The following is a 26862-nucleotide window of genomic DNA, read 5'->3' on the forward strand; positions in this document are numbered from 1 at the left end:
ACTGGTCAGCTGATGAGGACCAGGTGCCAGTGCGGGCTGTGCGAGCTGACGTAGGTGCAGCGCCAGGACCAGCCCTCGTACGGGCTGGACGGGTTGCTGGTGATGTTGTGGCCGGACTGGTTGCAGGCGGTGCTGCTGCTGAACCAGCCGCCGCTCACCGTGCTCGCCGACGCGCTGCTGGCGGTCACGAACGACATCGCCATGACACCGGTGGCGAGTGCACCGGTCAGCGCAGCAGTCTTACGGAACGTAGACATCGTGGCTCCTTTCTGAGGTCCGCCAGGAGCGACGGACCAGAACGGGATGACGCGCACAGGCTCGCCGAACGCGCTCACCATCGGCTAACCGTTCGCTCACAACGGACTACTGTCCGCTCACCAAGGCGCCAAGGACAGGAGGTGTCGGGCAGTCAGGTAGTGCACCTGAGCGTGGTCGAGTCCACGCGTACGGTGTCTCGCAGGTGCACTACCTGTCGTTACGTACGTATCAGGGGATGAAGACGCCGTTGAACCACTGCCCGCGGGCGTCGTCGGAGTAGGCGTCGACGTTGAAGTTGTAGTTGCCGTGCGCTCCCCAGATGTAGCCGGGCACTCCGGACCTCGCGTCGAGGTTGCAGATGATGTCGTCGGTGCACAGGGTCAGGACCGGGACGTTGCCGAAGAAGTTGTCGGCGCCGGCCAGCGGCGCACCGATGACCGGAGCCACGGCCGGGTGCCCGGCCACTCCGGCGTTCTCCGGACCCGCGGCCCGCTTCGGGTCGGCGATCAGGACGGCGTTGACGTTGTCGAAGGTCTGCCAGTTCTCCGTGACCCAGGTGTGCACCACGGCGGCGCCGAGCGAGAACCCGACCGCCTTGACATGCTGGCCCGGGCACGCGTTGCGGTGGTCCCGGATCAGCCGGTTCAGCTCGTTGACGCCCTGCCGGGCGTTGATGCCGATGGGCTGGGCCGGGTAGCCGACGCGTTGGCTGATGTTGCCCGACCAGTACGGCGCGTTGGAGTCGTTGTCGCCGGTGCCGCCGACCACGATCGTGTACGTGCCTCCACAGTCGTCCGCCGTCGCCGCCGGTGCTGCCACGACATAGACGCCGCCGGCGGCCGCGACCAGACCGGCCACCAGTGCCGCGAGTTTCTTCATCGAATTCTCCTGAACGATGGTTGCTGAGCGTGATCTACTGAACACGCCGGGTCGAAACCTAACAGCGGTTGATCCCCGCCGAACGGCATCAGCAGATCCGGCCAGTCCCTGGCCGGATGCGTCCACCGAGTGAGGTTTCCTCACCTGACCGCGGGCATCCGGCCGGGTTAGCTCCTGTCTGGTGATCCAGTGCCGTAGCGAGGAGGTGCTCGGTGCGGTGCATCGGCGTGCGGGGGCGAAGGTCTCGATGCGGAGCATCGTGGCCTTTGCACCCGTGCGGCGAGGTGCCGTGCCGAGTGCCCCGCAGTAGGCGTGAAACCATCAGACAGGAGCTAAGGTCCCGGGATGAGTCGACGGGTCGCGGCGTACGCGGTGTGTGTTCAGGACGATCGGGTGCTGCTCGCGCGGTACGTCTCGCCGTACGGCGATGGGAGTTGGTGGACGCTGCCGGGCGGTGGGGTCGAGCCGTGTGAGGATCCGTTCGACACCGTGACGCGCGAGGTGGCCGAGGAGACCGGGTACGAGTCGGTCGTCGAGCAGTTGCTGGGGGTCGACTCACGCATCATTCCGGCCGCCGTACGTCGTCGTCCCGGGTCCGACGACCATCAGAACATCGGCATCTTCTACGCCGTCCGCATCACCGCTGGCACCACCCGCCCCGAACCGAACGGCGAAACCGCCGAATCCGTCTGGACCCCCACCACCACCATCCCAACCCTCCGCCGCGCCGCCCTGGTCGACATCGGAGTCGCCCTGGCCCACTCCCGCCCCCGCACCGGCCACGTCCCACCAGTCCAGGCCGGCGGACTGATCGAGCACTAGAGTCCGGCCTCGTGGATCCGAAGGCGGAGCTGTCCCGAGTCCTGCAGGTGAGCCGCACGACGCTGACGTCCAAGTTGGACGGTCTGTCGGACCACGACGTACGACGCCCGTTGACTCCTACTGGCACGAACCTGCTCGGGTTGGTCAAGCACCTGGCCGGGCTGGAGTACGGGTACCTCGGTGAAGCATTCGGACGTCCGCCGGTCGAACGGCCCTCGTGGTTTCGGGACGACCCGTACGACGAGATCGACATGTGGGCGACGGCGGACGAGTCGCGAGAGTACATCGTCGGCGCATATCTACAGGCGTGTGCCCATGCCGACGTCACCGTCGGTTCGCTTGAGTTGAGCAGTCCGGGGTACGTCGCGCACTGGGCCGACGGGCATCGGGAGACCACGTTGGATGTGCTGCTGATCAGGATGGTTGCCGAGACCTCGCAGCACGCCGGCCATGCCGACATCCTCCGCGAACAACTCGACGGCCGGATCGGCGGAAACACGACGATTGCGGCGGACGCGGCGTTCTGGGACGACAGGCGAGCCCAGGTCCAGGCGGCCGCGGACCACTTCCGCTGACAGCTCAGCGCTGGTCGCCATCGCCGCCGAGGACACCGCGGGACGCCCGGTCGGCGAGCTTGGCGATGTTGTGCTCGGCAACGTCCTCGAGCCGGATCTCGAGCCTGGTGCACAGCTCGGACAGGTACCAGAGCACGTCACCCAACTCGGCCGTCAGCGCCTGCCGGTCCGCGTCGGTGACCACGCCGTCGCGATCCCGAAAGATCTTCTTCACCTTGCCCGCGACCTCACCCGCCTCGTTCACCAGCCCCAAGGTCGGATACACGATCGGATGATCGGTCGCGACCAGCCCGCCGGTCCGCGCCGCCGCCACCTGATAACCACTGAAATCGAGTTCGCTCACGCCGGCCAGTCTGCAAGACTCGTGCCCCATGTACGACCTCCCGGTCCACAACACCGACGGCTCAGTACTCCTCACCTTCGATCCCATCCCCGAGGCGAGCCTCGGCGACCTGGACCCCTCTGTACCGCTGACCGCCTCCCTCGTTGTGCTCTGGTGGGATCAGAAGTGCTTGATGGTGTTCAACCGGTTCCGTCAGGCCTGGGAGCTGCCCGGCGGCATGATCGACCCGGGCGAGTCGGCGGGCGAGGCCGCCGTACGGGAGCTCTTCGAAGAGAGCGGCCAGCGCGCGGACTCACTCGACTTCGCCGGGGTGACCAAGATCCGGGTCGCGCCCGACGACCGGCTGGAGTTCCTCGCCGTCTACCGCGGATCCGTCGACACGCCCCAGCCGTTCGCGCCGAACGACGAGATGTCCGAGGCTGTCTGGTGGAGCCCAGGCGAGCCGTTGACCGATCTCTACCCGATCGACGCGGCGCTCGCGACGCTTTGCCCACTGGAACGGTGAGATCAATGGGAGAACTCGTCACCGAGACGTTCGAATACGACGGCGGGCGGCAGGTATCCGTCTACGTGCCGGCAGATCCACCGGAGGCCATCGTGTTCGCGGGTGACGGGCAACTGATCACCCCGTGGGGCAGGGATCTCGAGCAGACCGACGTACCGCCGACGATGGTGGTCGGTGCGCACCGTACGGACGACTCCGACGAGATGGTGCGGATCGAGGAGTACTCGCCGTCGTTCAACGCGGAACGGTTCGCGGCGCACGAGAAGTTCTTCGTCGAGGACGTCCGCGCCTGGGTACGGTCCCGCTTCGGCGTCGCCCTGCCGGCCGAACGAACCGCCGTGTGTGGCGTGTCGGCGAGCGCGGAACTCGCCCTGGCCATGGGCGTCCGCCACCCGGACATCTACGGCTCGGTCTTCGCCGCCTCACCCGGTGGCGGCTACCGACCGCCGGAGGTCATGCCGAGCCCGCTCCCACGCACGTACCTGGTCGCCGGAACCCTCGAACCGTGGTTCATGGAGAACGCCGCCCGCTGGGCCGACGCCCTCCGCGACGCCGACGCCGACGTAGTCATCACCGAACGCGAGGGAGACCACGGCGACCCCTTCTGGCAAGCCGAGTTCCCCCTGATGGCGTCCTGGGCCTTCAACTAGAGCTATTCCCCCGTAGCGCCGTCGATGCGCTCCCGGAGCAGATCCGCATGCCCGTTGTGACGCGCGTACTCCTCGATCAGGTGCAGGTAGATCCACCGCAACGTGTAGTCCTCGCCAGGACTCTTCTCGTCAAGACCAAGACCCGCGACAGCAGTCCGCGACCGGGCAACACTCGCTTGGTAGCTGGCCAGGTCCTCGGCCGCGCGAGTCACGTCGACCTTGAATCCGTCGCTGACACCCGGTTCGTAGTCCCAGAAGTACAGGTGATCCGGCAGGCCGTCATACTCATGGAACCACGCCTCGACCCCGGAAAGATGCCGCACCAGACCAAGCAACGACATCGCCGACGGCGGCACCGACCGCAGCACCAGTTGCTCCGGCGTCAGCCCACCACACTTCAGCAACAACGTCGCCCGCTGATACTCCAGCCGATCCTCAAGCGCGGCCCGCTCGTCAACCGGATCAACCGGCGGCTCAACCCGCACAGGCACACCCCAGACCGACACACGGCGACTTTAGCGCGGGGTGGGCGAGACGGTTGCTCGCCCACCCGCGGGGGTTCAGGGGGTTTCGGTGGGGCGGTTGTGGCGTTCGCGGCCCGGGAAGCGGTGGATCTCCTGTGGCCAGTTGAGTACGACGGCCAGGCGGCCGGCCCAGTACCGCGCCGTCTCGTCGTCCGGTACGTCGATGACGCAGAAGCCACCGAGGTGCTCCTTGGTCTCGACGTACGGGCCGTCGCTGAAGATCGGCTCCCCGTCCTTGGCCTCGACGCTGCCGATCGCGGTGGACGCGTCGATCCCGCCGTTGCTGAACAGGAAGACCCCGGCCTCCTCCATCTCCGCGATCACCGCATGCCCAGCGACGCTCTTCGTCCGCAGATCCTCCTCCGTCTGGTCCGGCACCCACTCGTCGTTGAACGTGATCAGGTACTCAGCCACTGTCGTCTCCTCTCCACGCGACGACCCGAACGGCCGCCACACCAACTCCACGAACGCCGACGCCCCAATCCGACACCATTCCACAACCAATCTCTGCGGCATCCTTGGAGAGCGGCGGAAGTTTTTCCGGAGCCGTGTCGATCCGTGGGCCGCCCGTTCGACCTGGGGGTGCGAGGGCCGAGAGGCGGCCCCGTCGGACAAGGAGTACGTGATGGCGCAGTACATGCTGATCATGCGGGGCACCGACGAGACGAACGCGGCCATGATGGCCAACATCGACGAGATGATGACCACGACCCGCCAGTTCATCGAGGCGATGGACAAGGCCGGGGTGTACGTCGCGGCGGAGGGGCTGGACGACCCGGCCCAGGGCGTCGTGGTGCACTTCACCGGGGAGGCGCCGGTCGTCACGGACGGGCCGTACGGCGAGACCAAGGAACTGTTCGGGGGCTACTTCCTGGTCGATGTCGCCTCGAAGCAGGAGGCGGTCGAGTGGGCCAAGCGGGTCCCGGCGGTGCCCGGATCGAAGATCGAGGTCCGGCGGGTGCCGGGCGAGGACGAGGTCCCGCAGGACAGCGCGAAGTTCGTCAAGGCAGACGCGTACCACGAGAGCGACGGCCAGCGCTGATGGACGCGGCCTACCGCGAGAGCGACAGCTGATGGACGCGGCCGGCGTCGAGGCCGTCTGGCGGATCGAGTCGGCGCGGATCGTTGCCGCGCTGACCCGGTTCACCGGCGATTTCGGGTTGGCCGAGGACGCGGCTCAGGAGGCGGTGGCCGAGGCACTGGTGTCGTGGCCGGTGTCCGAACCGGCCAGCCCCGCCGGCTGGCTGATGGCCACGGCCCGGCGGCGGGCGATCGACGCGATCCGCCGCCGCACCGCCCTGAAGGACCGGTACGCGCTGCTGACCACCGATCAGGTCGTCGACGACGACATCGACCCGGACAGGATCGACGACGACGTCCTGGCGCTGATGTTCATCAGCTGCCACCCGGTACTGTCCCGCGAGGCCCAGGTGGCGCTGACCCTGCGCGTGGTCGGCGGCCTGTCCAGCGAGGAGATCGCCCGCGCGTTCCTCGTCTCCGTACCGACCGTGCAGGCCCGCATCACCCGGGGCAAGAAGACGATCGCGGCAGCCGGCGTACCGTTCGAACTGCCGGCGGCCAATGAGCGCCGGGAGCGTTTGAGCGGTGTGCTCAGCGTCCTCTACGTGATCTTCACCGAGGGGTCGACCGCCACCTCCGGCGAGCGGCTCGTGCGGCCCGACGTCGCGTACGAGGCGATCCGCCTGGCCCGCACCCTCGCCGCGCTGCTGCCGGACGAGCCGGAGGTGCACGGCCTCCTGGCGCTCTTCGAGCTGACGGCCGCGCGCTTCTCGGCTCGGACGGACCCGGACGGTACGCCGATCCTGCTGGAGGACCAGGACCGTCGACGCTGGGACTTGTCGGCGATCCGCCGCGGACTCGCCGCACTCCTCAAGGCATCGCCCCACGGCCTCGGCCCCTACGGCCTACAAGCCGCGATCGCCGCCGCCCACGCATCAGCGCCCTCGGTCGAGGACACCGACTGGGACCGGATCGTCGCACTGTACGAAGCCCTCGGCCGGATCGCCCCCTCACCAGTGGTCGAGCTCAACCGAGCCGTCGCTGTAGCCATGGCGTACGGGCCTGCCCAGGCCCTAGCGATCGTCGACGAACTGATCGCCCTGGACCAACTCCCCGGCTCCCACCTGCTCCCAACCGTCCGCGGCGAACTCCTAACCCGCCTAGGCCGCCTCACCGAAGCCCGCACCGAACTAGAACTGGCCGCCCACCTCTGCACCAACCGCCCCGAACGCAAAATCCTCCTCCGCAAAGCCGCCGCCCTGGACTGACCAAGGGCGACAATCACCCAATGCCCGAAAAGCACTCACGCCCCGTGCCCGGCGGCCGAGCCTTCTACCTAACGGAACGCCTCTGGAAGCTGTCCGAAGGCCTGCCGGTCGAATCCGTCCCAATCGATTCAATCCAAGAATTCGACGAAGACTGCTGGTTCGGAGGCGCCCCCGTCACCTGCCGAATGGTCGCCAGTCACGCCGCCCGCATCCAGAACGCCGACCTCACCTACCCAGTAATCCTCTCCGCAGACGGCCGCCTAATGGACGGCGGCCACAGAATCTCCAAAGCCTGGATCAACGGCCAAACAAACATCAACGCCGTCCGCTTCACCACCGACCCCGAACCTGACTACTACGAGTGGGCAGTCACAGATGGCGAGCGATGAATTGGCACCAGGCCGGTTCGTCGTCGGGATGGGTTCCGTTGTGAGGGCCTGGACGACATACCAGCACCTTGTCGACTGACGCGAAGGACTCGAACAGCTCAATCTGCCCCGAGCGCGGGAAGAGCTCGTCGTCCCACCGCACGTACAGGGCGACCGGCGCTGTGATACGTCGGGCGGCGCCGGTGATCAGAGCGGGGGTTTCGAGAGCTGGATGCATCGATGCGGTCTGCTGCAGTCCGAACTTGCCGAACACGGCACCTCGCAGGCGCGTTCCCAGAGCCGCTGCGAGCGGTATCCCGAAGCGGGACCCCATGGACAGTCCGACGTACCCGACCCGATCAGCGTCGACGTCGCTGGCTGCAGCCAGGTGCGCGAGGAGCGACAACCAGTCGTCGGTCATCCGCCTGGTGACTTGCTCGACGCCCTCATCGGCGATCAACTGCTGATACTCCGCGGCCGGCAGCGGATGCTGTACGCGGTCGCCATGAAAGGGCCCGTCGATCGCCGCAGCGGTGATGCCTTGACCGGCAAACCAGCTCGCGAGCCGCTCGATCCGCGGCGCCTGCTTCGACCCACTCCCACCGTGTCCGAGCAGCACGACCGGACTGCGCGAACAACCAGCCGGCGCCCAAACACAGCCGGGAACACCACCCTCCAACCCAACCGACCGCCGCACAACATCCCAGGCCACACACCTCATCCAACCAGGCGAAGCTCCCGATTCGCCGTGGTAATCTCGAATTCGCAGGCGCGGGTTCAGACCCGGTCGTAGGGCGCAGCGGCGTAGCAGCCGAAAGGGCAAGGCCCACCTACTTCAATCCGAAGAGGGAGCGCTATGCCCAAGCTCGAAACGTACAAGAAGCAGGCGAAACTGCTCGTTCGCTGGCACCGCGACGGAAACTTCTCGATCGGCGGTCGCATCCGGCAACTCGAGCGCTATCGCGAGTTGTCCGACCGCGAAGCACTCGCATTGAAGTTCCCGCTCACCGAAGCCCAAGAGATCATCGCCCTCGAAGCAGGCTGCGCCAACTGGGCCGAACTCAAGGCGAGCACGGAAGCGGCCCCGCCCACCACCGACCAGCCGGAGACTCAGGACACGGCAGTCGCGAGCGCCAGACCGGTCCTGTACGTCGCCGACGTAAACGCCTCGGCCACGTTCTACCGAGACCAACTCGGCTTCCGGATCGACTTCGTGCACGGCAACCCGCCGTTCTACGGCTCGGTGTCCCGCGACGGCGCGACATTGCACCTGAAGCACGTAGACGAGCCGGTCTTCGCGCCCGGCGCCGCGGAACGAGAAGGCCTCATCATGGCGTTCATCGATACGCCGAACGTCCGCGACCTCTACGCGGAATACCTGGCCACTGACGCCGAGATCGTCCAGAAGCTAACCAAACAAGCCTGGGGCGGCACCGACTTCATCATCCGCGACCCAGACGGCAACGCAATCGCATTCGTCGGCTGACACCCGCCGCGACGGAGGCACACACCGTGAGGCTCTCGTGTCCCTGCCTCCGACGCTGCGACCGGTTAGGATCGTTCTGAATGGACGGCGGGCGTTTGCGGCCCGTTCCGTGGATTTCGGTGGAGAGGCTGCTCATGGCAGATGGCGTCTGGGGTCGGGTGCATCGCGACCTACCCGGCCGGCGGGGCACGCGCTGACACGGTAGGTACGGACGTGTCGTCGCGTGCTGCACAGGTATGCAGCAATGCGATGTTGCCGGGAGCTCCCTGATCGCGGGAAGCCCTGCCCGGTGGCCACTTTGGCGGGCAAGGCAGTCGTGAGAAGGCTGTCGGCTCCGCCGGGGCACCCTTGACCTTGCCGTGTCGCAGAAGGTCATTGCCAGCTTCGACACCACGCGCAGACAGCCGTCAGGTCGTCGAACCTGGCACCGCTGCGAACCTGCGAAGGTGTCATGTACTCCAACGAAACTCAACGTCGCATCGTCGTCACCGGGATGGCAGGATCCGGGAAATCCACGTTCTCCCGGGCCCTTGCGGTCAAGTCCGGCCTGCCGCTCATTCATCTGGACCTCCACTTCTGGAAGGCGGGCTGGACCGAACCGTCGGAGGCCGAATGGCGCGAGAAACAACGTGGCCTCCTTGCCAACGACGCGTGGATCGCCGATGGCAACTACACCGAGACGCTCGATCTCCGGCTCGAACGCGCCGACACCGTGGTGGTCCTCGCCACGCCGTGGTGGCGGTGCGCGGGACGAGCGTTGCTGCGCGGCTGCCGTATGCCGGACACGCTGCCGGAAGGATGTGAGTACTCGGCCTGGCAACGGTTGCGCGATGAATGGCGCCTCGTCCCGCTCATCTGGCGGAACCGGCGCGCGGAACTCGAACGCGAGCAAGCGATCATCGCCCGGCACGGGCAACACGCGACCCGGCACGTGCTCAAGTCCAAACGGGCGATCAGGGAATTCCTCGACGGGTCAGGCGACGTCACGGGGAGGGGACACAGCGATGAAAGCAACTGAGGCGCGGCGTGCGGTGGCTGCAGCGATGTCGACCGCCTCAGAACTCGACTTGGCCGTCGACGACGCGATCGTTCTCAGCGACTCCAACCGACTCGTCGTCCGCCTGACGCCATGCGACACCGTCGCCCGAGTCACGCCCGCGACGCATTTCGCGAGCGCAGAGCAAGAAGTTGAACTCGTCAGACGGCTAGCGCAGACGGACAGCCCGGTCGCTCCGCTCGAGCCTCGGGTCGAACCACGTGTCTTCGTGCGGGACGGCTTCAAGATCGCCCTGTGGGCCTACTTCGAACCGATGCAGTCTCGAATGCTTCCGCCGGCCGAGTACGCGCAGGCGCTTGCACGCCTTCATGCCGGCCTGCGGCGGATCGAGGTCACGACGCCACACTTCACGGATCGAGTGGCTGCTACTCAACGAGACGTTGCCAGCCGTGATGTCACACCCGATCTCGCGGAGACGGACCGGGCCCTGCTCGCCAACACGCTGCACGATCTGGGGCGGTCAATCGTCAACCGGCGCAGCGCCGAACAGCTGCTGCACGGCGAGCCCCACCCGTTCAACATCCTCGACACGAAGAACGGGCCGCTCTTCATCGACTTCGAAAACACTGCCCGTGGGCCGGTCGAGTACGACCTGGCTTGGGTGCCCGGCGAGGTCAGTCGGCACTATCCCGACGCTGACCAAGATCTGGTCAACGAGTGCCGGGGAATCGTGCTCGCGATCGTCGCAGCTCATCGCTGGAGTCGCGACGACCAACACCCGAGCGGCAGAGAGTCGGGAGTGGCGTTCCTTCGCGTTCTACGGGAGGGCCCGCCGTGGCCGGCACTCGACGATGTCGTCTGGTAGAGCGACACTCCTACTGGCCAGGGTAAGGAACCTCTGCGTCTTCCCGTCTGCCGTTGAGCCCACACATAGTGCGATCAGGAGCTGGCTGGGCTGAGCTGCAGACGGGAATTGCCCTGTCAGCGATGTTGCGTGAAGTTGCTTGAACTCGACCTAGCCCCAGGGCCCGCCAGCGGGCGTGGCGGTCAGCTGTGTCACCGCAGTTCGCGCACCACGGTGTGGTCGCACGCGCGGTAGCGCGCACAGCGCGCCAAGCGCGGGGTGGGTGGGAGCGGCGCGGAGGACGGCGACGGAGGAGCCGCCCGTAGCACCGCGGTGGGCTGACCACAGTCCGCCCGATCAGATTGGTGGAGACGAGGGGACTTGAACCCCTAACCCCTGCCTTGCAAAGGCAGTGCTCTGCCAGTTGAGCTACGCCCCCGTTGGGGTGGTCAGTGGCCCGGGGTTACCGGGTCGGCGACCTCGGCCCAGAGGTCCTTCTCGGCGCGGGACTGCTGGGTCTTCTTGTACACGAAGTATCCACCGACGCCGGCCAGCAGCACCAGCAGGATCTTTCTCAGCACTGGAGACTCCTCGGGTGTGGCTTCGAAAACTACGTGAGGGTGGGCCTAACTGGACTTGAACCAGTGACCTCTGCCTTATCAGGGCAGCGCTCTAACCGTCTGAGCTATAGGCCCGCGTACTGCGGTGTCGAACCCGGGAGAGATTACCGCACCAAGTGCCCTACTCCCAAACCGGTTACGGCCGGGCCTTGTGGGGCCCGGCCACGACCGATCAGTCCTCCGACGCCAGCGTGACTTCGAGGCCGCCGAGGAGCGTGGCGGCGATGTTGTAGAGGAACGATCCGAGGGTCGCGAGTGCCGTGATGATCAGCACGTCGGCGCAGGCCAGCAGGGTGGTGAAGCCCATCACCTTGCCGGTGTTGATGTAGTTCTCGACCCGGAACGGCTCGCCGGCCGGCGTGCCGAGGACTTCCTGGACGGTCGAGTTGATGTTGTCGAACACCCCGGCCGCGCCGATCGCGGACCAGACGATGAAGACCGCGACCCAGGTCACGATCCCGAACGCGATCGCGAGCAGGAACGCCGTCTTCATCACCGACCACGGGTCGATGCGCGACATCCGCAGCCGCGCCTTCCGCGTCTGCGGCCGGCCCGACGACTTGGCGTCCTTCTCGGCGAGCCGCTCCTGCTTGGCCTGGTCGCGGTCCGCCTTGTCGGCCTTCACCGCGGCGGCCTTGTCCAGGACGGCCTGCCGCGCCGAGCTCACCCGGTCACCGAACGACTCGGTCTTCGCCTCGGTCCCGCCGTACGACGGGGCGCCTCCGACGGGCGTGACGACCGACGGAGGGGTCCACTGCTCGGGACGACCAGGCGTACTCGGGGTGGGCGGCCGCACCGGTGCGGTCCCTGGGGCCTGCGGGCGGTACTCGGACGGCCGCTGGCCGTTCGGCGCACCTGTCCTCTGGCCGTTGGCGCCGGGAGCGCCGTTGGAACGACCGTTGGAAGCCGGGTTGGCCGGGGCAGCTGACGGCTTCCCACCCTGCGCGGTGCGCTGGGAGTTGGAGCTGTCGGCCGCACCTTCAGGCCATGTCGGCCTCGCGCGGTTGGTCATCAGTCACCCTCCTGGCCGGCTTCGTCGTCTTCGACGGTAGCCGCGCCGTCCACGTCCGTCGAACGCTCTTCATCATTCTGGACGCTCTCAGAGGTGGATTCGGTTGTCGATCCGTCCACATTCTGGGCACCTTCAGCGAAGGTACCCTCCTCGGCGGCTTCCGATTCGTCCCCGACGACGGTCAGATCGGTGTTCCGGGCGATCGCGACGACGGCGTCGGACTCCCCGACCCCGGCGAACCGGACGCCCATCGTGTCGCGGCCCTTGACCGGGACGCTGTCGACCCGGCTGCGGACGACCTGGCCGCTGGCCTTGATCGCCAGCACCTGGTCGTCGTCGACGACGATGATCGCGCCGACCAGCGAGCCGCGTTCGTCGTTCAGCTTGACCGCCTTGATGCCAAGACCGCCACGGCCCTGCTGCCGGTACTCGGAGACGCGGGACCGCTTCGCGTACCCGGCGTCGGTGACCGTGAAGACGAACTGCGAGTCCTCGTCCGCGCCGGCCCGGATGACCGACATCGACAGCAACTCGTCGCCGGAGCGGAACTTCATCCCGGTGACGCCGGAGGTGGCCCGGCCCATCGGCCGCAGCTGCTCGTCGTTCGCGGTGAAGCGAATCGACTGGCCCTTGCGGGACACCAGCAGCAGGTCGTCCTCGGAGGTGGCCAGGTCGGCGCCGATCAGCTCGTCGTCCTCGTCCCGGAAGTTGACCGCGATGATGCCGCTCTGCCGCGCCGAGTCGTAGTCGCGCAGCGCCGTCTTCTTGACCAGGCCCTTCTTGGTCGCGAGCACCAGGTAGTCCGACTGCTCGTAGTCGCGCAGCGTCAGCACCTGCGCGATCTGCTCGTCCGGCTGGAACGAGAGCAGACCGGCCACGTGCGAGCCCTTCGCATCCCGGGCCGACTCGGGCAGCTGCCACACCTTGGCCCGGTAGACCCGGCCCTTGGTGGTGAAGAACAGCATCCAGTGGTGGTTCGTGGTGGCGAAGAAGTGGCTGATCTCGTCCTCGGCCCGCAGCGCGGCGCCGCGGACGCCCTTACCGCCGCGGTTCTGCGTCCGGTAGAGGTCGGTCTTGGTCCGCTTCGCGTAGCCGCCGCGGGAGATGGTGACGACGACGTCCTCGTCCGGCACCAGGTCCTGCACCGACAGGTCGCCGTCGGCCGCGATGATCTCGGTACGCCGCTCGTCGCCGTACCGCTCGACGATCTCCGCGAGCTCGTCCTTGACGATCGTGCGCTGCCGCTCCGGGCTGGCCAGGATGTCCTCGAGGTCGGCGATGATCGCCTCGAGCTCCTGCAACCGCTCGATGATCTTCTGCCGCTCCAGGGCGGCCAGCCGGCGCAGCTGCATGTCCAGGATCGCCTGCGCCTGGATCTCGTCGATCTCGAGCAGCTGGATCAGGCCGGTCCGCGCCTCCTCCACGTCGGGGCTGCGCCGGATCAGCGCGATCACCTCGTCGAGGGCGTCCAGCGCCTTCACGTACCCGCGGTAGATGTGCGCGTTCTTCTCGGCCTCACGCAGGCGGAACCGGGTTCGCCGCTGGATGACCTCGATCTGGTGGTCGATCCAGTGCTTGATGAACAGGTCCACGCTCAGGGTGCGCGGTACGCCGTCGACGAGCGCGAGCATGTTGCAGCCGAAGGTGTCCTGCAGCGGCGTGTGCTTGTAGAGGTTGTTCAGCACGACGCGCGGCTGGGCGTCCCGCTTCAGCACGATGACGAGGCGCTGGCCGGTCCGGGACGAGCTGTCGTCGCGGATGTCGGCGATCCCGGTCATCTTGCCGGTGTTCACCAGGTCGGCGATCTTCAGCGCCAGGTTGTCCGGGTTGACCATGTACGGCAGCTGCGTGACGACCAGGCTGGTGCGGCCCTTGGCGTCTTCCTCGATGTCGACGACCGCGCGCATCGTGACCGAGCCGCGGCCGGTGCGGTACGCGTCGTCGATCCCCTTATAGCCGACGATCAGCGCGCCGTTCGGAAAGTCGGGGCCCTTGATGTTCTGCAGGCAGGCCTCGAGCAGCTCCTCCTGAGTCGCGTCCGGGTGCGCCAGCGCCCAGTCGACCGCGGCTGCGACCTCGCGCAGGTTGTGGGGCGGGATCTGGGTCGCCATCCCGACCGCGATCCCGGACGAGCCGTTGACCAGCAGGTTCGGGAAGCGGGCCGGCAGGATCACCGGCTCCTGCGACTTGCCGTCGTAGTTGGGCCGGAAGTCGACGGTCTCCTGGTCGATGTCGCGGACCATCTCCATCGCCAGCGGCGCCATCCGGCACTCGGTGTACCGCATGGCGGCGGCCGGGTCGTTACCCGGGGAACCGAAGTTGCCCTGGCCCTGGATCAGCGGCGCCCGCATCACCCACGGCTGCGCCAGCCGGACCAGGGTGTCGTAGATCGCCGAGTCGCCGTGCGGGTGGTACTGACCCATGACGTCACCGACGACGCGGGAGCACTTGTTGAAGCCGCGGTCCGGCCGGTAACCGCCGTCGTACATCGCGTAGAGGATGCGGCGGTGCACCGGCTTGAGGCCGTCCCGGACCTCGGGCAGCGCGCGGCCGACGATGACCGCCATCGCGTAGTCGAGGTACGACTGCTGCATCTCGGTCTGCAGGTCGAGAGGCTCGATGCGGTCGTGGCCAGTGGGGGTCTCGGTCATGAAAAAGTCCCGTTCAGATCAGTACGTCGGTGTGCGGCGAGATCAGATGTCGAGGAAGCGGACGTCCTTGGCGTTGCGCTGGATGAAACTGCGCCGCGCCTCGATGTCGTCGCCCATCAGCGTCTGGAACGTCTCGTCGGCGCGGATCGCGTCGTCCAGCGTGATCTGCAGCAGCACCCGGTTCGCCGGGTCCATCGTGGTGTCCCACAGCTCGTTCGCGTTCATCTCGCCCAGACCCTTGTAGCGCTGGATCGGGTTCTCCTTGGGCAGCTTCTTGCCCGCCTCGTAGCCGGCCTCGAGCAGTCCGTCGCGCTCCCGGTCGGTGTACGCGAGTTCGTCGGGCTGGTTGCTCCAGCGGATCTTGTACAGCGGCGGCTGCGCGGCGTACACGTGACCGCGCTCGATCAGCGGGCGCATGAAGCGGAACAGCAGGGTCAGCAGCAGCGTCCGGATGTGCTGGCCGTCGACGTCGGCGTCGGCCATGATCACGATCTTGTGGTACCGCAGCTTCTCCTCGTCGAAGTCCTCGTGGATCCCGGTGCCGAGCGCCGAGATGATCGCCTGGACCTCGTTGTTCTGCAGGACCTTGTCGATCCGGGCCTTCTCGACGTTCAGGATCTTGCCCCGGATCGGCAGGATGGCCTGGAACTTCGGGTCCCGGCCGCCCTTCGCGGAGCCGCCCGCCGAGTCACCCTCGACGATGTAGACCTCGCACTCCTCGGGGTTGGTCGACTGGCAGTCGGCCAGCTTGCCCGGCAGACCGCCGCCGCCCAGCAGGCCCTTGCGGTTACGGGCCAGGTCGCGGGCCTTGCGGGCCGCGATCCGGGCGCTCGCCGCCGCGGTCGCCTTGCGGATGATCTCGCGGCCCTCGGCCGGGTTCTGCTCGAACCAGGCGCCGAGCTTGTCGTTCACGACCCGCTGGACGAAGCCCTTGACCTCGGTGTTGCCGAGCTTGGTCTTGGTCTGGCCCTCGAACTGCGGCTCGCTGAGCTTGACCGAGATGATCGCGGTCAGGCCCTCCCGGATGTCGTCACCGGTGAGCCGGTCCTCTTTCTTCTTGATCATGCCCTGGTCCTCGCCGAACGAGTTGACCAGTGAGGTGAGCGCCGCCCGGAAGCCCTCTTCGTGGGTGCCGCCCTCATGGGTGTTGATCGCGTTCGCGAAGGTATGCACGGACTCCTGGAACGAGCCGCTCCACTGCAGCGCGACCTCGAGGCTCATGCTGCTCTCGCCGTTGGCCGCGGCCTCGAACGAGATCACGTCGCGGTGCACGGTCTCGCGAATACCGGTCAGGTACTTCACGTAGTCGACCAGGCCGTTGTCGGCCTTGAAGGACTGCTCGACCGGGTGGCCGTCCTCGGTGTGGTCCGGACGCTCGTCCCGGATCACGATCTCCAGGCCCTTGTTCAGGAAGGCCATCTCGCGGAACCGGGTCGCCAGCGTCTCGTACGAGTACGTCGTGGTCTCGAAGACGTCCGGGTCGGCCCAGAACGTCACGGTCGTACCGTTGGACTCCGACGTACCGATCTCGGCGAGGTCCTCGTCCGGGACGCCGTGGGTGAAGGACTGTGTGTACAGCTTGCCCTTCAGCTTCACGTCGACCTTGAGCCGGGTGGACAGCGCGTTCACGACGGACACGCCGACGCCGTGCAGACCACCGGACACCTTGTAGCCACCGCCGCCGAACTTGCCGCCGGCGTGCAGGACCGTCAGTACGACGGTGACGGCCGGCTTGCCCTCGGACTCGACGATGTCGACCGGGATGCCGCGGCCGTTGTCCTCGACGCTGACGGCGCCGTCGGGCAGCAGGGTGACGACGATCCGGTCGCCGTACCCGGCCATGGCCTCGTCGACCGCGTTGTCGACCACCTCGGTGACGAGGTGGTGCAGACCGCGCTCACCGGTGGACCCGATATACATCCCCGGGCGCTTCCGGACCGCGTCCAGCCCCTCCAGGACCTGGATCGCGCTCGCGTCGTACTCACGCTCGACGAGCGTCGACGGAATCTCGTCCAGATCGGGTGCGGCGGTATCACTGAGGCCGATGGGGTCGGCGGACTGGTTGGCGTCGATCTCGATCGGCTCGTCGGTCACCGGTGGTTGTCCTCCTCGGACCTCGCGTTCGCGAGGCATCGCGGCACAGTAGAGCCGCCCTCTACGGTCATAACGGCGGCACGTCCACCATTCTACCTGTCGACCGAACCAGAACCTGCCACCAGCCGCCCGAAACTCACCTCAGGGCGTCTTTTCTCCCTCATCTCCATGTCCCCTCTCGCGGGTGGGGGGCCAGAAAGCGCTCACGGGCACTCAGTGGCCTCCGGCCGTTTCGCGACTGACCGTTCCGAGACCCACCGGTCCAGACCGCTCAGGACCGTTCGAGGTGGGCCCGGGACGACGGGGGCCCGGGCGCGCACCCACCGCCCCTTAGGATCGCAGCCGTGGAAAGTCTCGACGAGGTCATCGATGCGATGATCGCCGACCGGGTGATTCACCGGCACCGGCGGATCTGGTTGCTGGTGATCGCCCTCATCGTGGCCGCCGCCCTGGTGATCCTGGCCACCGGCGGGTGGAAAGAGAAGAAGGGCCGCGTCGTCCCGACCATGGACGCCCCGGCAACAGTGACGGCCGGCCGGTTCGAGTACGGCTTCACCAAGGCGGAGATCATCCGGAAGCCGAAGGGTGAGTACAGCGAGGCCGAGACCGTGCTGAGGGTGTACTTCACCGCCAAGAACATCGACGACGAGGAACACAAGAGCGAGTCGGTGTCCAACGACCTGCTCGTGTTCGTGCCGGGCGGCGGCGCGGACCTGATCGACTCCAACGGCGGTGACTGCCAGGGCCTGAACTGGGACCTGGTCTACGGGCTGCCGCCGGTCGAGTGCAGCACCAAGTTCGAGGTCGCTCCGGACTTCACGGCGGACATGGTCGAAATCGGCGTCCTCGGCGAGCAGTACAAGGGCGACAACGGCTCACTCGGTCTGCAGGAGAAGCCGTACTGGCAGAGCGAGACCCCGGTTGCCGTCGTCCGGCTGAAGCCGACCGTTGTTGTCGACGACGGGAAGGACGGATGAAGCTCTACCGCCCCGCGACCATCCTGGTCGGTCTGCTGTTCGTCCTGCTCGGCGGGATCACCCGGCTGGCCGGTCCCGACCACGTGTACGGCGACGACCAGAACCTGAAGGTCGTGCACGGGACCATCGGAGAGGCGCTCCCGTTCGCGGGCAGCGGATCGACGATGAAGGTCACCCGGATCAAGTTCGCCAAGACGATCATCCAGTCCGACCCGAGTGACGACGACAAGCCGTTCGAGACCAACGGCGTCTTCATCGCCGTCGAATGGGATGCGGTCCGCGGCGTGAAGGACCCCGATTCGTTCGACCCCGTGCTGATCACCGACGGCGGCAGCGTGTACACCGAGGTCAGTGAACCGAGCGAGAGCAGGATGGAGTTTCCCGACGCCGGCTTCGCGAGCACCGGGGCCGTCGTGTTCGAGGCGAACCCGGCCGATCTGAAGGGCCTGACGCTGAGAATGAAGCCGTCCATGATCTTCAACGTGTACAACTCCGAGATCCGCATCGACCTCGGCATCCCGACCGAGGACATCGCCCAGCAGATGGTCGACGGCGCCGTCGACCAGTACGTCGTCAATGGCGACGTCACCCGGGTGGCGTCGTGAAGCTCGCGAGCCGGGCGAGCCGGCTGCTCGTTCAAGTCCCCTTGGTGCTGGCCCTGCTGGGCGTCGGAACGTTCTCCATGCTCCGTCCGTACCTGAGCGACGACGAGGACCTGTACAAACAGGGCCGGATCGACGAGGTCGTCAGCCAGGGACCGGTGACGGTCCAGTCCATCGAGTGGAAGCTGGACTCGATGAAGGCCTACACCTCGCTGCTGAACGAGGACGGCGAGGCGATCAAGCTCGACGCCCCGGCGGGGTCGATCGTCGTGCTGGCCACGCTCACCGTGACACCGCGGAAAGGACTCCAGCTCGACGAGCAGGGGTTCAGCTGTGACGCGAAGCTGCGGGACAGCAAGGGCAACATGTGGGACGACACCCAGGCCTACGGTTACCCGCTGCCGACGTACTGCGGCGATGACGACCACCCGTTCACGATGGACAAGCCGGGGCAGGTCGCCAAGGTCTACATCGTCCCGAAGAGCGTCGTACCGAACCTGATCGGTCTGACCGTCGAGGACTTCTACATCCACCGACGGGTGCTCATCACTCCCTGACGGGGCGCGGACGAACGGTCAGGCGTTGGCGGGAGCCGGCTGCTTGGCCGGCGCCTTGGCCTCGGCGATCGCCGCCGCTTCGGCACGCCGCTCGCTGCCGACCGAGATGCACAGGTCAAAGGCGGCGGCCAGGAGCGCGATCCGCAGCGGCTCGAAGAGCATCTCCTGGATCAGGTTGGCGATCTCGTGATTCATCAAGCCCCAGTGCATCCCGTGGATGCCGAGCATCCGCTGGAACACCACGAACGACCAGTCGCTACCGAGCACCCAGAACGTGTAGACGAGGCAGACCACGCCCAGGAACACCGGTCCGACCCGGACCAGCAGGCGGAACGCGTTGATCGCGGGGTAGAACTTCTCGCGCAGACCCGCCAGCAGCAGGTCCGGGGCCTTGTAGGTCAGGCCGACCAGCCGGCCCCGCTGCGGTGCCTGCTGCTGCTCGACGTGGGCGCCGAGCCGACGTTCCAGCCGCGTGCCCCGGAGAACACCACCGCTCGACAGCACCCGGTGGCCGAAGACCACGGTGGTGATCGCCAGCCACGTCAGCGGCTCGGCGACGCCCAGCTTGAACAGCGGCCAGAGCGATTCCCAGAAGAAGCCCCAGAGGAACTCGATACCGGCCGGGATCGGGATGTGGATCTTGTCGAAGAAGCCCTTGAGGCCGTCCCACCAGTCCAGCGACCAGTACCAGAAGGAACGGTCCTTGAACCACGCCTTGCCCTGGCTGATCGCGAACGGCGTGATCACGAAGGTGAGCAGCACGAAGAAGGCCTCGGCCCAGACCTGGGCGAACTTCACCGGGCGGCTCGGCCACCGGTCGTCGATGGCCTGGAACACCCGGCGCAGCACCAGCAGAACGCCCAGCGCGGGCAGGTACCCGTGCCAGTTGTGATCGCCGAGCTTGAAGAACGACGAGCCCTGCTGTATCCCATTCTGGACCAGGAAGCTCGCGCTCAACTGGCTGACCTGTTCGTCGAAGAAGCCCCAGGCCGACCAGACCGCGACCAGTGGCAGCAGCGTGACCGCCAGCAACTCCAGCAGGCCACGCTGCGTCGGGTCGGACGTCTCCTCGGCCTCGTTACTCGCCGCGTCCCGCCACCGGTACAGCGACATCGCACAGGTCCGGATCATGCCGACCGATGCCGTGATCTGGAGCAGTACGCCGACCGCGAACAGGCCGGTGCCCAGACTCGAGTGCAGGTGCTTCGCCAGCCAGATAGCGCCCTGTGCGCAGACCGTGAACCCGACGAACCCGGCAAGCCACCAGGTGGTCATGGGCAGGAGATTCTTCCACCAGAGCCGGAAGGTATCTCCGATCAGGTGGACCATCTCGCGGAATCCGTCAACGACCGTACGCATCGCGCCTGATCCTAGGGGAGGGCCGGGTCCTCCCAGCAACTCAGGCGGTCATCCGTAGGTGTCCCGGGGGCCGCGGCCGCCGCGGATGGTGCGGGGGCCCTTGCGCCAGGTGTAGGTGTTGGGGCCGAGGACCTTCACCTGGGTGACGGTTCCGTCGCCGAGTTCGTCGTTCAGCCGGAAGAGCAGTTGCGGGACCAGCAGGTCGAGTTGGACCTTCCACGCGGTCGACGACGTACGGACGGTGAGCACCGTGTCGTCGTACGACTCCGGTTTGCAGTGTTCGGCCATCTCCGGGCCGACGATCGACGGCCAGCGGGCCATCACGCCGTGGACGGCGACGTCGACCTCCCAGCCCTGGTCGCGCATCAGCCGGCCGAGGGTGTTGGTCAGCTGCTGCGGGTCGCGGTCGTCGGGGCGGGCGCTGCTGATCTGGGCGCCGCCGATCCGCGGCCGCCGGCGGCGTTTGACCGGCATGATGCCGCCCTTCGCCGCCTGTTGCTTCAGTCGGGCCGCCAGCGATTTCGCGAGCTCCAGGCCCTGCTTGTCGTGCTCGACGTCGCTCTCAGGGACGCTCTCAGAGGAATCCGGGGGTTCAGGCACGCTGAACGACCCCTTCACCCACCTCGAAGCGCGCCCCGCTCAGCTCACCGGGCACGTCCGCGCCGACCGCCGCGGTCACCAGCACCTGCTCGGCCGGCGCGACCAGCTCGGCCAGGCGGTCCCGGCGCTGCGAGTCGAGCTCGGCGAACACGTCGTCGAGGATCAGCACCGGTTCACCTCCGTCCGCGCGCAGCAGGTCGTACGACGCCAGCCGCAGCGCGAGCGCGAACGACCAGGACTCACCGTGACTCGCGTACCCCTTCGCGGGCAAGTCCCCGAGCCCGAGTACGACGTCGTCGCGATGCGGTCCGACCAGCGACACACCACGATCGAGCTCGTCCTGGCGCTTCTCCCGCACCGCCGCGAGCAGCAGCTCCTCGAGTTGCTCCCGCGACACCACACCGGGCTCGAGCAGTACGGACGACTTGTACTCGAGCCGCGCATCACCCTTGCCCCGGGCAACAGCGTCGTACGCGCTCGACACCAGTGGGCGCAGCGCCTCCAGCAACTCCAGGCGGGTCGCGAGCAGCTCGGACCCGGCGCGCGCAAGGTTCGAGTCCCAGACCTCGAGCGTGCGCAGCTGGCTCTCGGCGGCACTCGACCGGTTCTGCCGGCGGGCCTGCGAAGCACTCCGCAGCAACGAGTTCCGTTGCTTGAGCACCCGGTCGTAGTCCTGCCGTACGCCGGCCATCCGCGGTGCTCGCAGCGTCAGCAACTCGTCCAGGAACCGTCTCCGCTCGGACGGATCGCCCTTCACCAGCGCCAGATCCTCCGGCGCGAACAGCACCGTGCGGAGCAGCCCGAGCACTTCGCGTGGCCGCGGCACCGGCGAGCGGTTCACCCGGGCCCGATTTGCCTTCCCAGGATTGATTTCCAGCTCGACGACCACATCACGGTCGTACTGGCTGCGGATCTCCGTGCGCACGATCGCGCGGGTGGCGCCGGCCCGCACCAGCGGTGCGTCGTTCGCCACCCGGTGCGAACCGAGGGTCGCGGTGTAGTGGATCGCCTCGACCAGGTTGGTCTTGCCGTGGCCGTTCGGCCCGACGAAGGACGTCACGCCCGGAGTGAGCTGGACCTCCGCCTGCTGGTAGGACCGGAAGTCGAGCAGACCCAGGGCGGTGACGTACACCTCAGTGCTTGATCGGGGGCGTGGCGTAGGACGGGTCCGCGGACTCGGCACCCTTCACGGCGTGACCGCCGAACTGGTTCCGCATCGCGGCGATCGCCTTCATCGCCGGCGAGTCCTCCTGCCGCGACGAGAACCGGGCGAACAGCGCGGCGGCGATGGCCGGCGTCGGTACGGCGAGATCGATCGCGGCCTCGACGGTCCAGCGGCCCTCGCCGGAGTCGTCGGCGTACCCCTTGATCTTCTCCAGGTGGTTGTCGTCGTCGAGCGCGTTCACCAGCAGGTCGAGCAGCCAGGACCGGATCACGGTGCCCTCGCGCCAGGACTGGAACGCCTGCGGCACGTTCTCCACGATGTCCGACGCCTCGAGCAGCTCGTAACCCTCGGCGTACGCCTGCATGATCCCGTACTCGATGCCGTTGTGGACCATCTTCGAGAAGTGCCCGGCGCCGACCTTGCCGGCGTGCACGAAACCGAACTCGCCCTCGGGCTTCAGCGCCTCGAAGATCGGCATCACGATGCCGACGGTGTCCTGGTCGCCGCCGCACATCAGCGCGTAGCCGTTCTCCAGGCCCCAGACACCGCCGGAGACGCCGCAGTCGACGAAGCGGATGTCCTTCTCGGCGAGCTGGGCGGCCCGCCGGGTGTCGTCGGTCCAGCGGCTGTTGCCGCCGTCGATCACGATGTCGCCGGGGGAGAGCAGCTCGGCCAGCTCGGTGACGACCGGGTCGATCGCCTGCACCGGGACCATGATCCAGACCACCTTGGGCTGGTCGGACGCGGTGAGCTTGCCGACCATGTCGGCCAGGTCCTTGGAGTCGGAGATGTCCTGGTTGTGATCGAACCCGACCACGGTGTGGCCCGCGTTCCGGATCCGCTGGCGCATGTTGCCGCCCATCTTGCCGAGACCGACAAGGCCGAGCTCCATCGTGAATCCCCTTGTTCTGTTGGTGTTCAGCTGTTCAGGCGGACCGGCATCAGCACGTAGCGGAACTCGCTGATCGGGTCGCCGTCGAAGTCCGTCACACCGGTCAGTTCGGCCGGCTTCGTGGCCTGCGTGAAGGCCAGGTGCGCAACCGGCGTACCGATCGCACCGAGACCGTCGAGCAGGTACGTCGGGTTGAAGCCTACGGTCACCGGCTCGCCGACGACGCGCGCCTCGAGAGACTCCGATGCCTGCGCCTCGTCACCGCTGCCGGCGTCGAGCGTCACGCTGTCGTCCTCGAAGGTCAGCCGGACCGGAGCGTTGCGCTCCGCAACGAGTGCGACGCGTTTGACGGCCTCGACGAGGGTCGCGGTGTCGATCCGGACCCGGGTCGCGATCGCGGCGTCGGTCGGGATGATGCCGCGGACCTTCGGGAACTCGCCGTCCAGCAAGCGGGTGGTCGCACGGCGACTGCCGCCGGCCACCTCGCCCTCGAAGCCGACGATGCCGTCGCCGGTGCCGGGCGCGGCCAGCGAGACGATCACGTCCGAACCGGTCATCGCCTTCGCGGTCTCGGACAGGACACGCGCCGGAATCAGCGCGGCGGCCGAAGCATCGGGGGACTGCGGGTTCCACTCCAGCTCACGGATCGCCAGCCGGTAGCGGTCGGTGGCCAGCAGCGAGATCGTGGAACCCTCGATCTCGACCCGGACACCGGTCAGCACCGGCAGCGTGTCCTCACGGCCGGCCGCCGTCACGACCTGTGAGACGGCCTGGGCGAAGACATCGGCCTTCACCGTGCCGCTGGCCGCCGGAAGCTCCGGAAGGGCCGGATATTCCTCTGTAGGAAGCGTCTGGAGAGTGAAGCGCGAGCTGCCACAGGTGAGCTGGGCCTTCGCGCCGTCCACCGCGAGATCCACGGGCTGGTTCGGAAGGCTCTTGGAGATGTCGGCGACGAGCCGGCCGGAGATCAGGCACTTCCCGGCGTCGGCCACCTGCGCGGGGACCGTAACCCGGACCGAGGTCTCGTAGTCGAAGCCGGACAGGGTGATCTGCCCGTCCTCGGCCTCGACCAGAAGGCCGGCAAGGATCGGGACGCTGGGACGACTGGGCAAACTGCGCGCGGCCCAGGCCACCGACTCGGCCAGTACGTCGCGCTCGACGCGAAACTTCACCGCTGGGTGCCTCCTGTTTCGGCTGTGTGCCAGGCAGATCCTGCCACGGACAAAGGTGCTGTGCGCCCATCGGGCCTGACGTGGCGCTTCGGGCGGGTCGCGTCGGCGTCGTTCCTGTGCGGCCGCGAACTGCTGCTTGCGGTCTCACGGGAACAGCCTGACAGGTCCCGCAAGCCGGCGCGAGATCGGGGTTTTCCCCAGATCGGGCCGCTCGATCGTTTTGTGGCCTTCGATCTCTCTACAGATTCCATAGTGTTCTTCGCACCGGTGGATACTGTGGAAAAGCGCCGAGTTCGCAGGTCAGACCCTCTTTTGGGCTGGGGACGCCGTGTGGACGACGCTCGCTTGTGCTGGGGACGGCCGTGGACGGCGAATTCTGTCCCCACAGCCGGTCCACACCCCGACCGGACCTTTCCACGGCGATACCCACAGTTTTCCACAGCTGTGTCCCCAGCCTGTGTGGTTATTGCTGCTTGGCTTGGTGCTTGATCCGGTTGGTCAGTTCGGTGACCTGATTGAAGACGCTGCGGCGTTCCGACATCAGTTGCCGGATCTTCCGTTCGGCGTGCATCACGGTCGTGTGGTCACGGCCGCCGAACTGCTGACCGATCTTCGGCAGCGACAGATCCGTCAGCTCGCGGCACAGGTACATGGCGATCTGGCGGGCCGTGACGAGCACCCGGCTGCGGCTCGAACCGCACAGGTCGTCGATGGAGAGTCCGAAGTACGACGCGGTTTGGCCCATGATCATGCTCGCGGTCACCTCGGGCTTGCTGCCTTCGGGGATCAGGTCCTTCAGCACGATTTCGGCGAGGCTCAGGTCGACCGGCTGCCGGTTCAGGCTGGCGAACGCGGTGACCCGGATCAGGGCGCCCTCGAGTTCCCGGATGTTGGTCTGCACCTTCGACGCGATGAACTCCAGCACCTCCGGCGGCGCGGTCAGCCGCTCGGTGGCGGCCTTCTTCCGCAGAATCGCGATCCGGGTCTCGAGGTCCGGCGGCTGGATGTCGGTGATCAGACCCCACTCGAACCGGTTCCGCAGCCGGTCCTCCAGCGCTTCCAGGCGTTTCGGTGCGCGGTCGGAGCTGATCACGATCTGCTTGTTCGCGTTGTGCAGCGTGTTGAAGGTGTGGAAGAACTCTTCCTGGGTCTGGATCTTGCCTTCCAGGAACTGGATGTCGTCGATCAGCAGTACGTCGACATCGCGGTACCGGCGCTGGAACTGGGACGCCTTGTCGTCGCGGATCGCGTTGATGAAGTCGTTGGTGAACTCTTCGCTCGACACGTACCGGACGCGCGCGCCGGTGTAGAGACTGCGGACGTAGTGCCCGATCGCATGCAGCAGGTGGGTCTTGCCCAGACCGGAGTCGCCGTAGATCAGCTGCGGGTTGTACGCCTTGCCCGGGGCCTCCGCGACAGCGACCGCGGCCGCGTGCGCGAACCGGTTCGAGCTGCCGATGACGAAGGTCTCGAAGGTGTACTTCGGGTTCAGCCGAGCCTCACCCTGTGCCTCGGTGGCCGGCTGGGTCGAACCGTTCGGCGGCGGGGCGACCGACCCGAGCGGCTGGCCGAACGACGACTGTTGCGGCTGCTGCTGGTACTGCTGCGGGGCTTGGGCCGGCGGCTGGCTGAACTGGTTGTCCGGGTCGGTCAGGGCGGACTGGATGGTCGGCTGGAACGCGCCGTCGGTGCGGAGCGGCTCGCGTACGGCGGGTGGCTGCTGAACCGGTGGCTGCATGGGCTGCTGCATCGGTTGCTGTTGCGGTGCGTGCTGGGAGTGCTGTTGCGGGTGCTGCACCGGCTGCGGGGTGTACTGCGGTTGCTGGGGGGCCTGCTGCTCGCGGAGCTCCGGGTCGAGAGACGGGTCGACGGTGACCGCGATGCGGATGTCGCGGCCGAAGCTCTCGGTGAGGATCCGCTCCAGGTCGGGGCGGAGGCGCGTCTCGAGCTGACCACGGGTGAAGTCGTCGGGTACGGCGACGATCGCGGTGCTCTCGTGCAGGGTCACCGGACGCGAGTTGGTCAGCCAGGCGCGCTGGTTGGGCGGCAGACCGGCAAGCACCCGCGCCCACGCTTCCCCAAGATCCGTCACCGCCGCGGGCTGCTGGGGCGCCTGCTGTTGTGGAGCTGGCTGCTGTGCGGCCGGCTGTTGGGTGTACTGCGGCTGGGCGGGTTGCGGGGCCGGCTGCTGGAATGCGGGCTGCTGTGGAGCTGACTCCTGCGGGGCAGCCGGAAGCGGCTGGGGAGCGGGCTGCTGCTGAGCGGGCTCCCGGGGGGCCTGCTGAGCGGACGGTTGCTGTGGCTGCTGAGCGGAGGGCGGCTGTGCCTCGGGGAAGAGGCGGTCGGGTGCCGGCTCTGGAGTGGGGGAGTCGGCTGAAGGGTGTTCGGCCGTGGTCTCCTGCGTTGGCCGGTTGTCGGGTGACCACTGGTTGGTGGATGCGTTGTCCACACGTGCCTCCCCCTCGATGGGTACCGCGCCTGGTGCATTGCCGCCAGTACCCCAATCCGCCGTACCCCAGGCATGGCCCGCGCCGGGGTACTGGTTGACGGCCGGCGCCGCACCGAAGTACGTCGTACCTGCCGCGGACTGAGCTGGGCCGGACGGAAGATCGGTGGCCGCGC

Annotated in this window: 29 protein-coding genes and 2 tRNA genes; 13 read left to right on the forward strand and 18 right to left on the reverse strand. The window is 67.3% G+C overall.

Features of this window, described 5'->3' with window-relative positions:
- Positions 1-5 precede the first annotated feature (5 nt).
- A complete protein-coding gene (locus E0H92_RS01820; protein ID WP_131495174.1) occupies positions 6-257 on the reverse strand; it encodes a hypothetical protein in 252 nt (83 codons plus the stop codon).
- A 229-nt stretch (positions 258-486) separates the two neighbouring features.
- A complete protein-coding gene (locus E0H92_RS01825) occupies positions 487-1137 on the reverse strand; it encodes a cutinase family protein (RefSeq protein WP_131495175.1) in 651 nt (216 codons plus the stop codon).
- 345 nt (positions 1138-1482) lie between these two features.
- Here E0H92_RS01825 and E0H92_RS01830 point away from each other — a divergent pair, with 345 nt between their 5' ends.
- On the forward strand, positions 1483-1959 hold the full coding sequence (locus tag E0H92_RS01830; protein WP_131495176.1) for an NUDIX hydrolase: 477 nt from the start codon (positions 1483-1485) through the stop codon (positions 1957-1959).
- Positions 1960-1970: 11 nt separating this feature from the next.
- Positions 1971-2534, forward strand: coding sequence for a DinB family protein (locus E0H92_RS01835; protein ID WP_131495177.1), 564 nt, complete (start codon positions 1971-1973; stop codon positions 2532-2534).
- 4 nt (positions 2535-2538) lie between these two features.
- On the opposite strand, the gene E0H92_RS01840 is transcribed toward E0H92_RS01835, so the two are convergent.
- Positions 2539-2877 carry a nucleoside triphosphate pyrophosphohydrolase family protein gene (locus E0H92_RS01840; RefSeq protein WP_202873491.1) on the reverse strand — a complete coding sequence of 113 codons (339 nt, stop codon included), beginning with the start codon at positions 2875-2877 and terminating at the stop codon, positions 2539-2541.
- 28 nt (positions 2878-2905) lie between these two features.
- Here E0H92_RS01840 and E0H92_RS01845 point away from each other — a divergent pair, with 28 nt between their 5' ends.
- Complete coding sequence (locus E0H92_RS01845) at positions 2906-3382, forward strand: NUDIX hydrolase (RefSeq protein ID WP_131495179.1); 477 nt, start codon at positions 2906-2908, stop codon at positions 3380-3382.
- Positions 3383-3387: 5 nt separating this feature from the next.
- The gene (locus E0H92_RS01850; RefSeq protein WP_131495180.1) at positions 3388-4032 is read left to right on the forward strand and encodes an alpha/beta hydrolase-fold protein; all 645 of its coding nucleotides are present in this window, start codon (positions 3388-3390) and stop codon (positions 4030-4032) included.
- A 2-nt stretch (positions 4033-4034) separates the two neighbouring features.
- Here the strand turns inward: E0H92_RS01850 and E0H92_RS01855 are convergent, their stop codons facing one another.
- Together E0H92_RS01855 and E0H92_RS01860 are read right to left on the reverse strand one after the other, a co-directional pair.
- On the reverse strand, positions 4035-4517 hold the full coding sequence (locus E0H92_RS01855; protein WP_238173272.1) for a DinB family protein: 483 nt from the start codon (positions 4515-4517) through the stop codon (positions 4035-4037).
- Positions 4518-4592: 75 nt separating this feature from the next.
- Complete coding sequence (locus E0H92_RS01860) at positions 4593-4970, reverse strand: YciI family protein (protein ID WP_131467008.1); 378 nt, start codon at positions 4968-4970, stop codon at positions 4593-4595.
- A 211-nt stretch (positions 4971-5181) separates the two neighbouring features.
- Between E0H92_RS01860 and E0H92_RS01865 the strand changes: the two genes are divergently transcribed.
- The 3 genes from E0H92_RS01865 to E0H92_RS01875 are packed head-to-tail and all read left to right on the forward strand — an operon-like array spanning position 5182 to position 7233.
- The gene (locus E0H92_RS01865) at positions 5182-5598 is read left to right on the forward strand and encodes a YciI family protein (protein ID WP_131495182.1); all 417 of its coding nucleotides are present in this window, start codon (positions 5182-5184) and stop codon (positions 5596-5598) included.
- A gap of 31 nt (positions 5599-5629) precedes the next feature.
- Positions 5630-6844: an RNA polymerase sigma factor gene (locus E0H92_RS01870; protein WP_131495183.1), complete on the forward strand. Its 1215-nt coding sequence runs from the start codon at positions 5630-5632 to the stop codon at positions 6842-6844.
- Between the two features lie 20 nt (positions 6845-6864).
- On the forward strand, positions 6865-7233 hold the full coding sequence (locus E0H92_RS01875; protein WP_131495184.1) for a hypothetical protein: 369 nt from the start codon (positions 6865-6867) through the stop codon (positions 7231-7233).
- Here the strand turns inward: E0H92_RS01875 and E0H92_RS01880 are convergent.
- A complete protein-coding gene (locus E0H92_RS01880; RefSeq protein WP_131495185.1) occupies positions 7214-7933 on the reverse strand; it encodes a dienelactone hydrolase family protein in 720 nt (239 codons plus the stop codon). The two genes, E0H92_RS01875 and E0H92_RS01880, sit on opposite strands and share 20 nt — an antisense overlap.
- Positions 7934-8068: 135 nt before the next feature.
- On the opposite strand from E0H92_RS01880, the gene E0H92_RS01885 reads away from it, so the two are divergent.
- The 3 genes from E0H92_RS01885 to E0H92_RS01895 all read left to right on the forward strand — a co-directional run bounded on the left by E0H92_RS01885 (position 8069) and on the right by E0H92_RS01895 (position 10560).
- Positions 8069-8698 carry a glyoxalase superfamily protein gene (locus tag E0H92_RS01885; RefSeq protein ID WP_131495186.1) on the forward strand — a complete coding sequence of 210 codons (630 nt, stop codon included), beginning with the start codon at positions 8069-8071 and terminating at the stop codon, positions 8696-8698.
- 451 nt (positions 8699-9149) lie between these two features.
- Complete coding sequence (locus E0H92_RS01890) at positions 9150-9716, forward strand: P-loop NTPase family protein (RefSeq protein ID WP_131467013.1); 567 nt, start codon at positions 9150-9152, stop codon at positions 9714-9716.
- A 13-nt stretch (positions 9717-9729) separates the two neighbouring features.
- Complete coding sequence (locus E0H92_RS01895; RefSeq protein ID WP_238153329.1) at positions 9730-10560, forward strand: aminoglycoside phosphotransferase family protein; 831 nt, start codon at positions 9730-9732, stop codon at positions 10558-10560.
- 342 nt (positions 10561-10902) lie between these two features.
- Here E0H92_RS01895 and E0H92_RS01900 read toward each other — a convergent pair.
- The 6 genes from E0H92_RS01900 to gyrB form a co-directional block, all read right to left on the reverse strand.
- Positions 10903-10978: transfer RNA gene (locus E0H92_RS01900), tRNA-Ala, on the reverse strand.
- Between the two features lie 10 nt (positions 10979-10988).
- On the reverse strand, positions 10989-11120 hold the full coding sequence (locus tag E0H92_RS44905; protein WP_238150739.1) for a DLW-39 family protein: 132 nt from the start codon (positions 11118-11120) through the stop codon (positions 10989-10991).
- A gap of 40 nt (positions 11121-11160) precedes the next feature.
- A tRNA-Ile gene (locus tag E0H92_RS01905) sits at positions 11161-11234 on the reverse strand.
- 97 nt (positions 11235-11331) lie between these two features.
- Positions 11332-12171, reverse strand: a complete 840-nt coding sequence (locus tag E0H92_RS01910) for a DUF3566 domain-containing protein (RefSeq protein ID WP_131495187.1) — start codon at positions 12169-12171, stop codon at positions 11332-11334.
- Positions 12171-14822: a DNA gyrase subunit A gene (gene gyrA, locus E0H92_RS01915; RefSeq protein WP_131495188.1), complete on the reverse strand. Its 2652-nt coding sequence runs from the start codon at positions 14820-14822 to the stop codon at positions 12171-12173. The genes E0H92_RS01910 and gyrA overlap by 1 nt, the downstream gene beginning before the upstream one ends.
- A gap of 42 nt (positions 14823-14864) precedes the next feature.
- Positions 14865-16916 carry a DNA topoisomerase (ATP-hydrolyzing) subunit B gene (gene gyrB, locus E0H92_RS01920; RefSeq protein ID WP_420323490.1) on the reverse strand — a complete coding sequence of 684 codons (2052 nt, stop codon included), beginning with the start codon at positions 16914-16916 and terminating at the stop codon, positions 14865-14867.
- A 344-nt stretch (positions 16917-17260) separates the two neighbouring features.
- On the opposite strand from gyrB, the gene E0H92_RS01925 reads away from it, so the two are divergent.
- The 3 genes from E0H92_RS01925 to E0H92_RS01935 are packed head-to-tail and all read left to right on the forward strand — an operon-like array spanning position 17261 to position 19052.
- Complete coding sequence (locus tag E0H92_RS01925) at positions 17261-17893, forward strand: hypothetical protein (protein WP_131495189.1); 633 nt, start codon at positions 17261-17263, stop codon at positions 17891-17893.
- Positions 17890-18498 (forward strand): hypothetical protein, encoded by a 609-nt coding sequence (locus E0H92_RS01930; RefSeq protein WP_131467019.1) that lies wholly within the window; start codon positions 17890-17892, stop codon positions 18496-18498. Before E0H92_RS01925 ends, E0H92_RS01930 begins: the two co-directional genes overlap by 4 nt.
- The gene (locus E0H92_RS01935) at positions 18495-19052 is read left to right on the forward strand and encodes a hypothetical protein (RefSeq protein WP_131467020.1); all 558 of its coding nucleotides are present in this window, start codon (positions 18495-18497) and stop codon (positions 19050-19052) included. Before E0H92_RS01930 ends, E0H92_RS01935 begins: the two co-directional genes overlap by 4 nt.
- Positions 19053-19070: 18 nt before the next feature.
- Here the strand turns inward: E0H92_RS01935 and E0H92_RS01940 are convergent, their stop codons facing one another.
- From E0H92_RS01940 to dnaA, 6 genes are all read right to left on the reverse strand, one after another.
- Positions 19071-20411, reverse strand: a complete 1341-nt coding sequence (locus E0H92_RS01940; RefSeq protein ID WP_131467021.1) for a hypothetical protein — start codon at positions 20409-20411, stop codon at positions 19071-19073.
- Between the two features lie 48 nt (positions 20412-20459).
- On the reverse strand, positions 20460-21011 hold the full coding sequence (locus tag E0H92_RS01945) for a DciA family protein (RefSeq protein WP_238153332.1): 552 nt from the start codon (positions 21009-21011) through the stop codon (positions 20460-20462).
- Entirely contained in the window at positions 21004-22143 is a 1140-nt protein-coding gene (recF, locus tag E0H92_RS01950; protein ID WP_131495190.1) for a DNA replication/repair protein RecF, read from the reverse strand. Before recF ends, E0H92_RS01945 begins: the two co-directional genes overlap by 8 nt.
- Position 22144: 1 nt before the next feature.
- Entirely contained in the window at positions 22145-23068 is a 924-nt protein-coding gene (gene gnd, locus E0H92_RS01955) for a phosphogluconate dehydrogenase (NAD(+)-dependent, decarboxylating) (protein WP_131467024.1), read from the reverse strand.
- A 26-nt stretch (positions 23069-23094) separates the two neighbouring features.
- On the reverse strand, positions 23095-24240 hold the full coding sequence (dnaN, locus tag E0H92_RS01960) for a DNA polymerase III subunit beta (protein ID WP_131284491.1): 1146 nt from the start codon (positions 24238-24240) through the stop codon (positions 23095-23097).
- A 463-nt stretch (positions 24241-24703) separates the two neighbouring features.
- Positions 24704-26332, reverse strand: a complete 1629-nt coding sequence (gene dnaA, locus E0H92_RS01965; protein WP_131496413.1) for a chromosomal replication initiator protein DnaA — start codon at positions 26330-26332, stop codon at positions 24704-24706.
- Positions 26333-26862 lie beyond the last annotated feature (530 nt).

The sequence above is a fragment of the Kribbella speibonae genome (assembly GCF_004331375.1).
Lineage (GTDB): Bacteria > Actinomycetota > Actinomycetes > Propionibacteriales > Kribbellaceae > Kribbella > Kribbella sindirgiensis.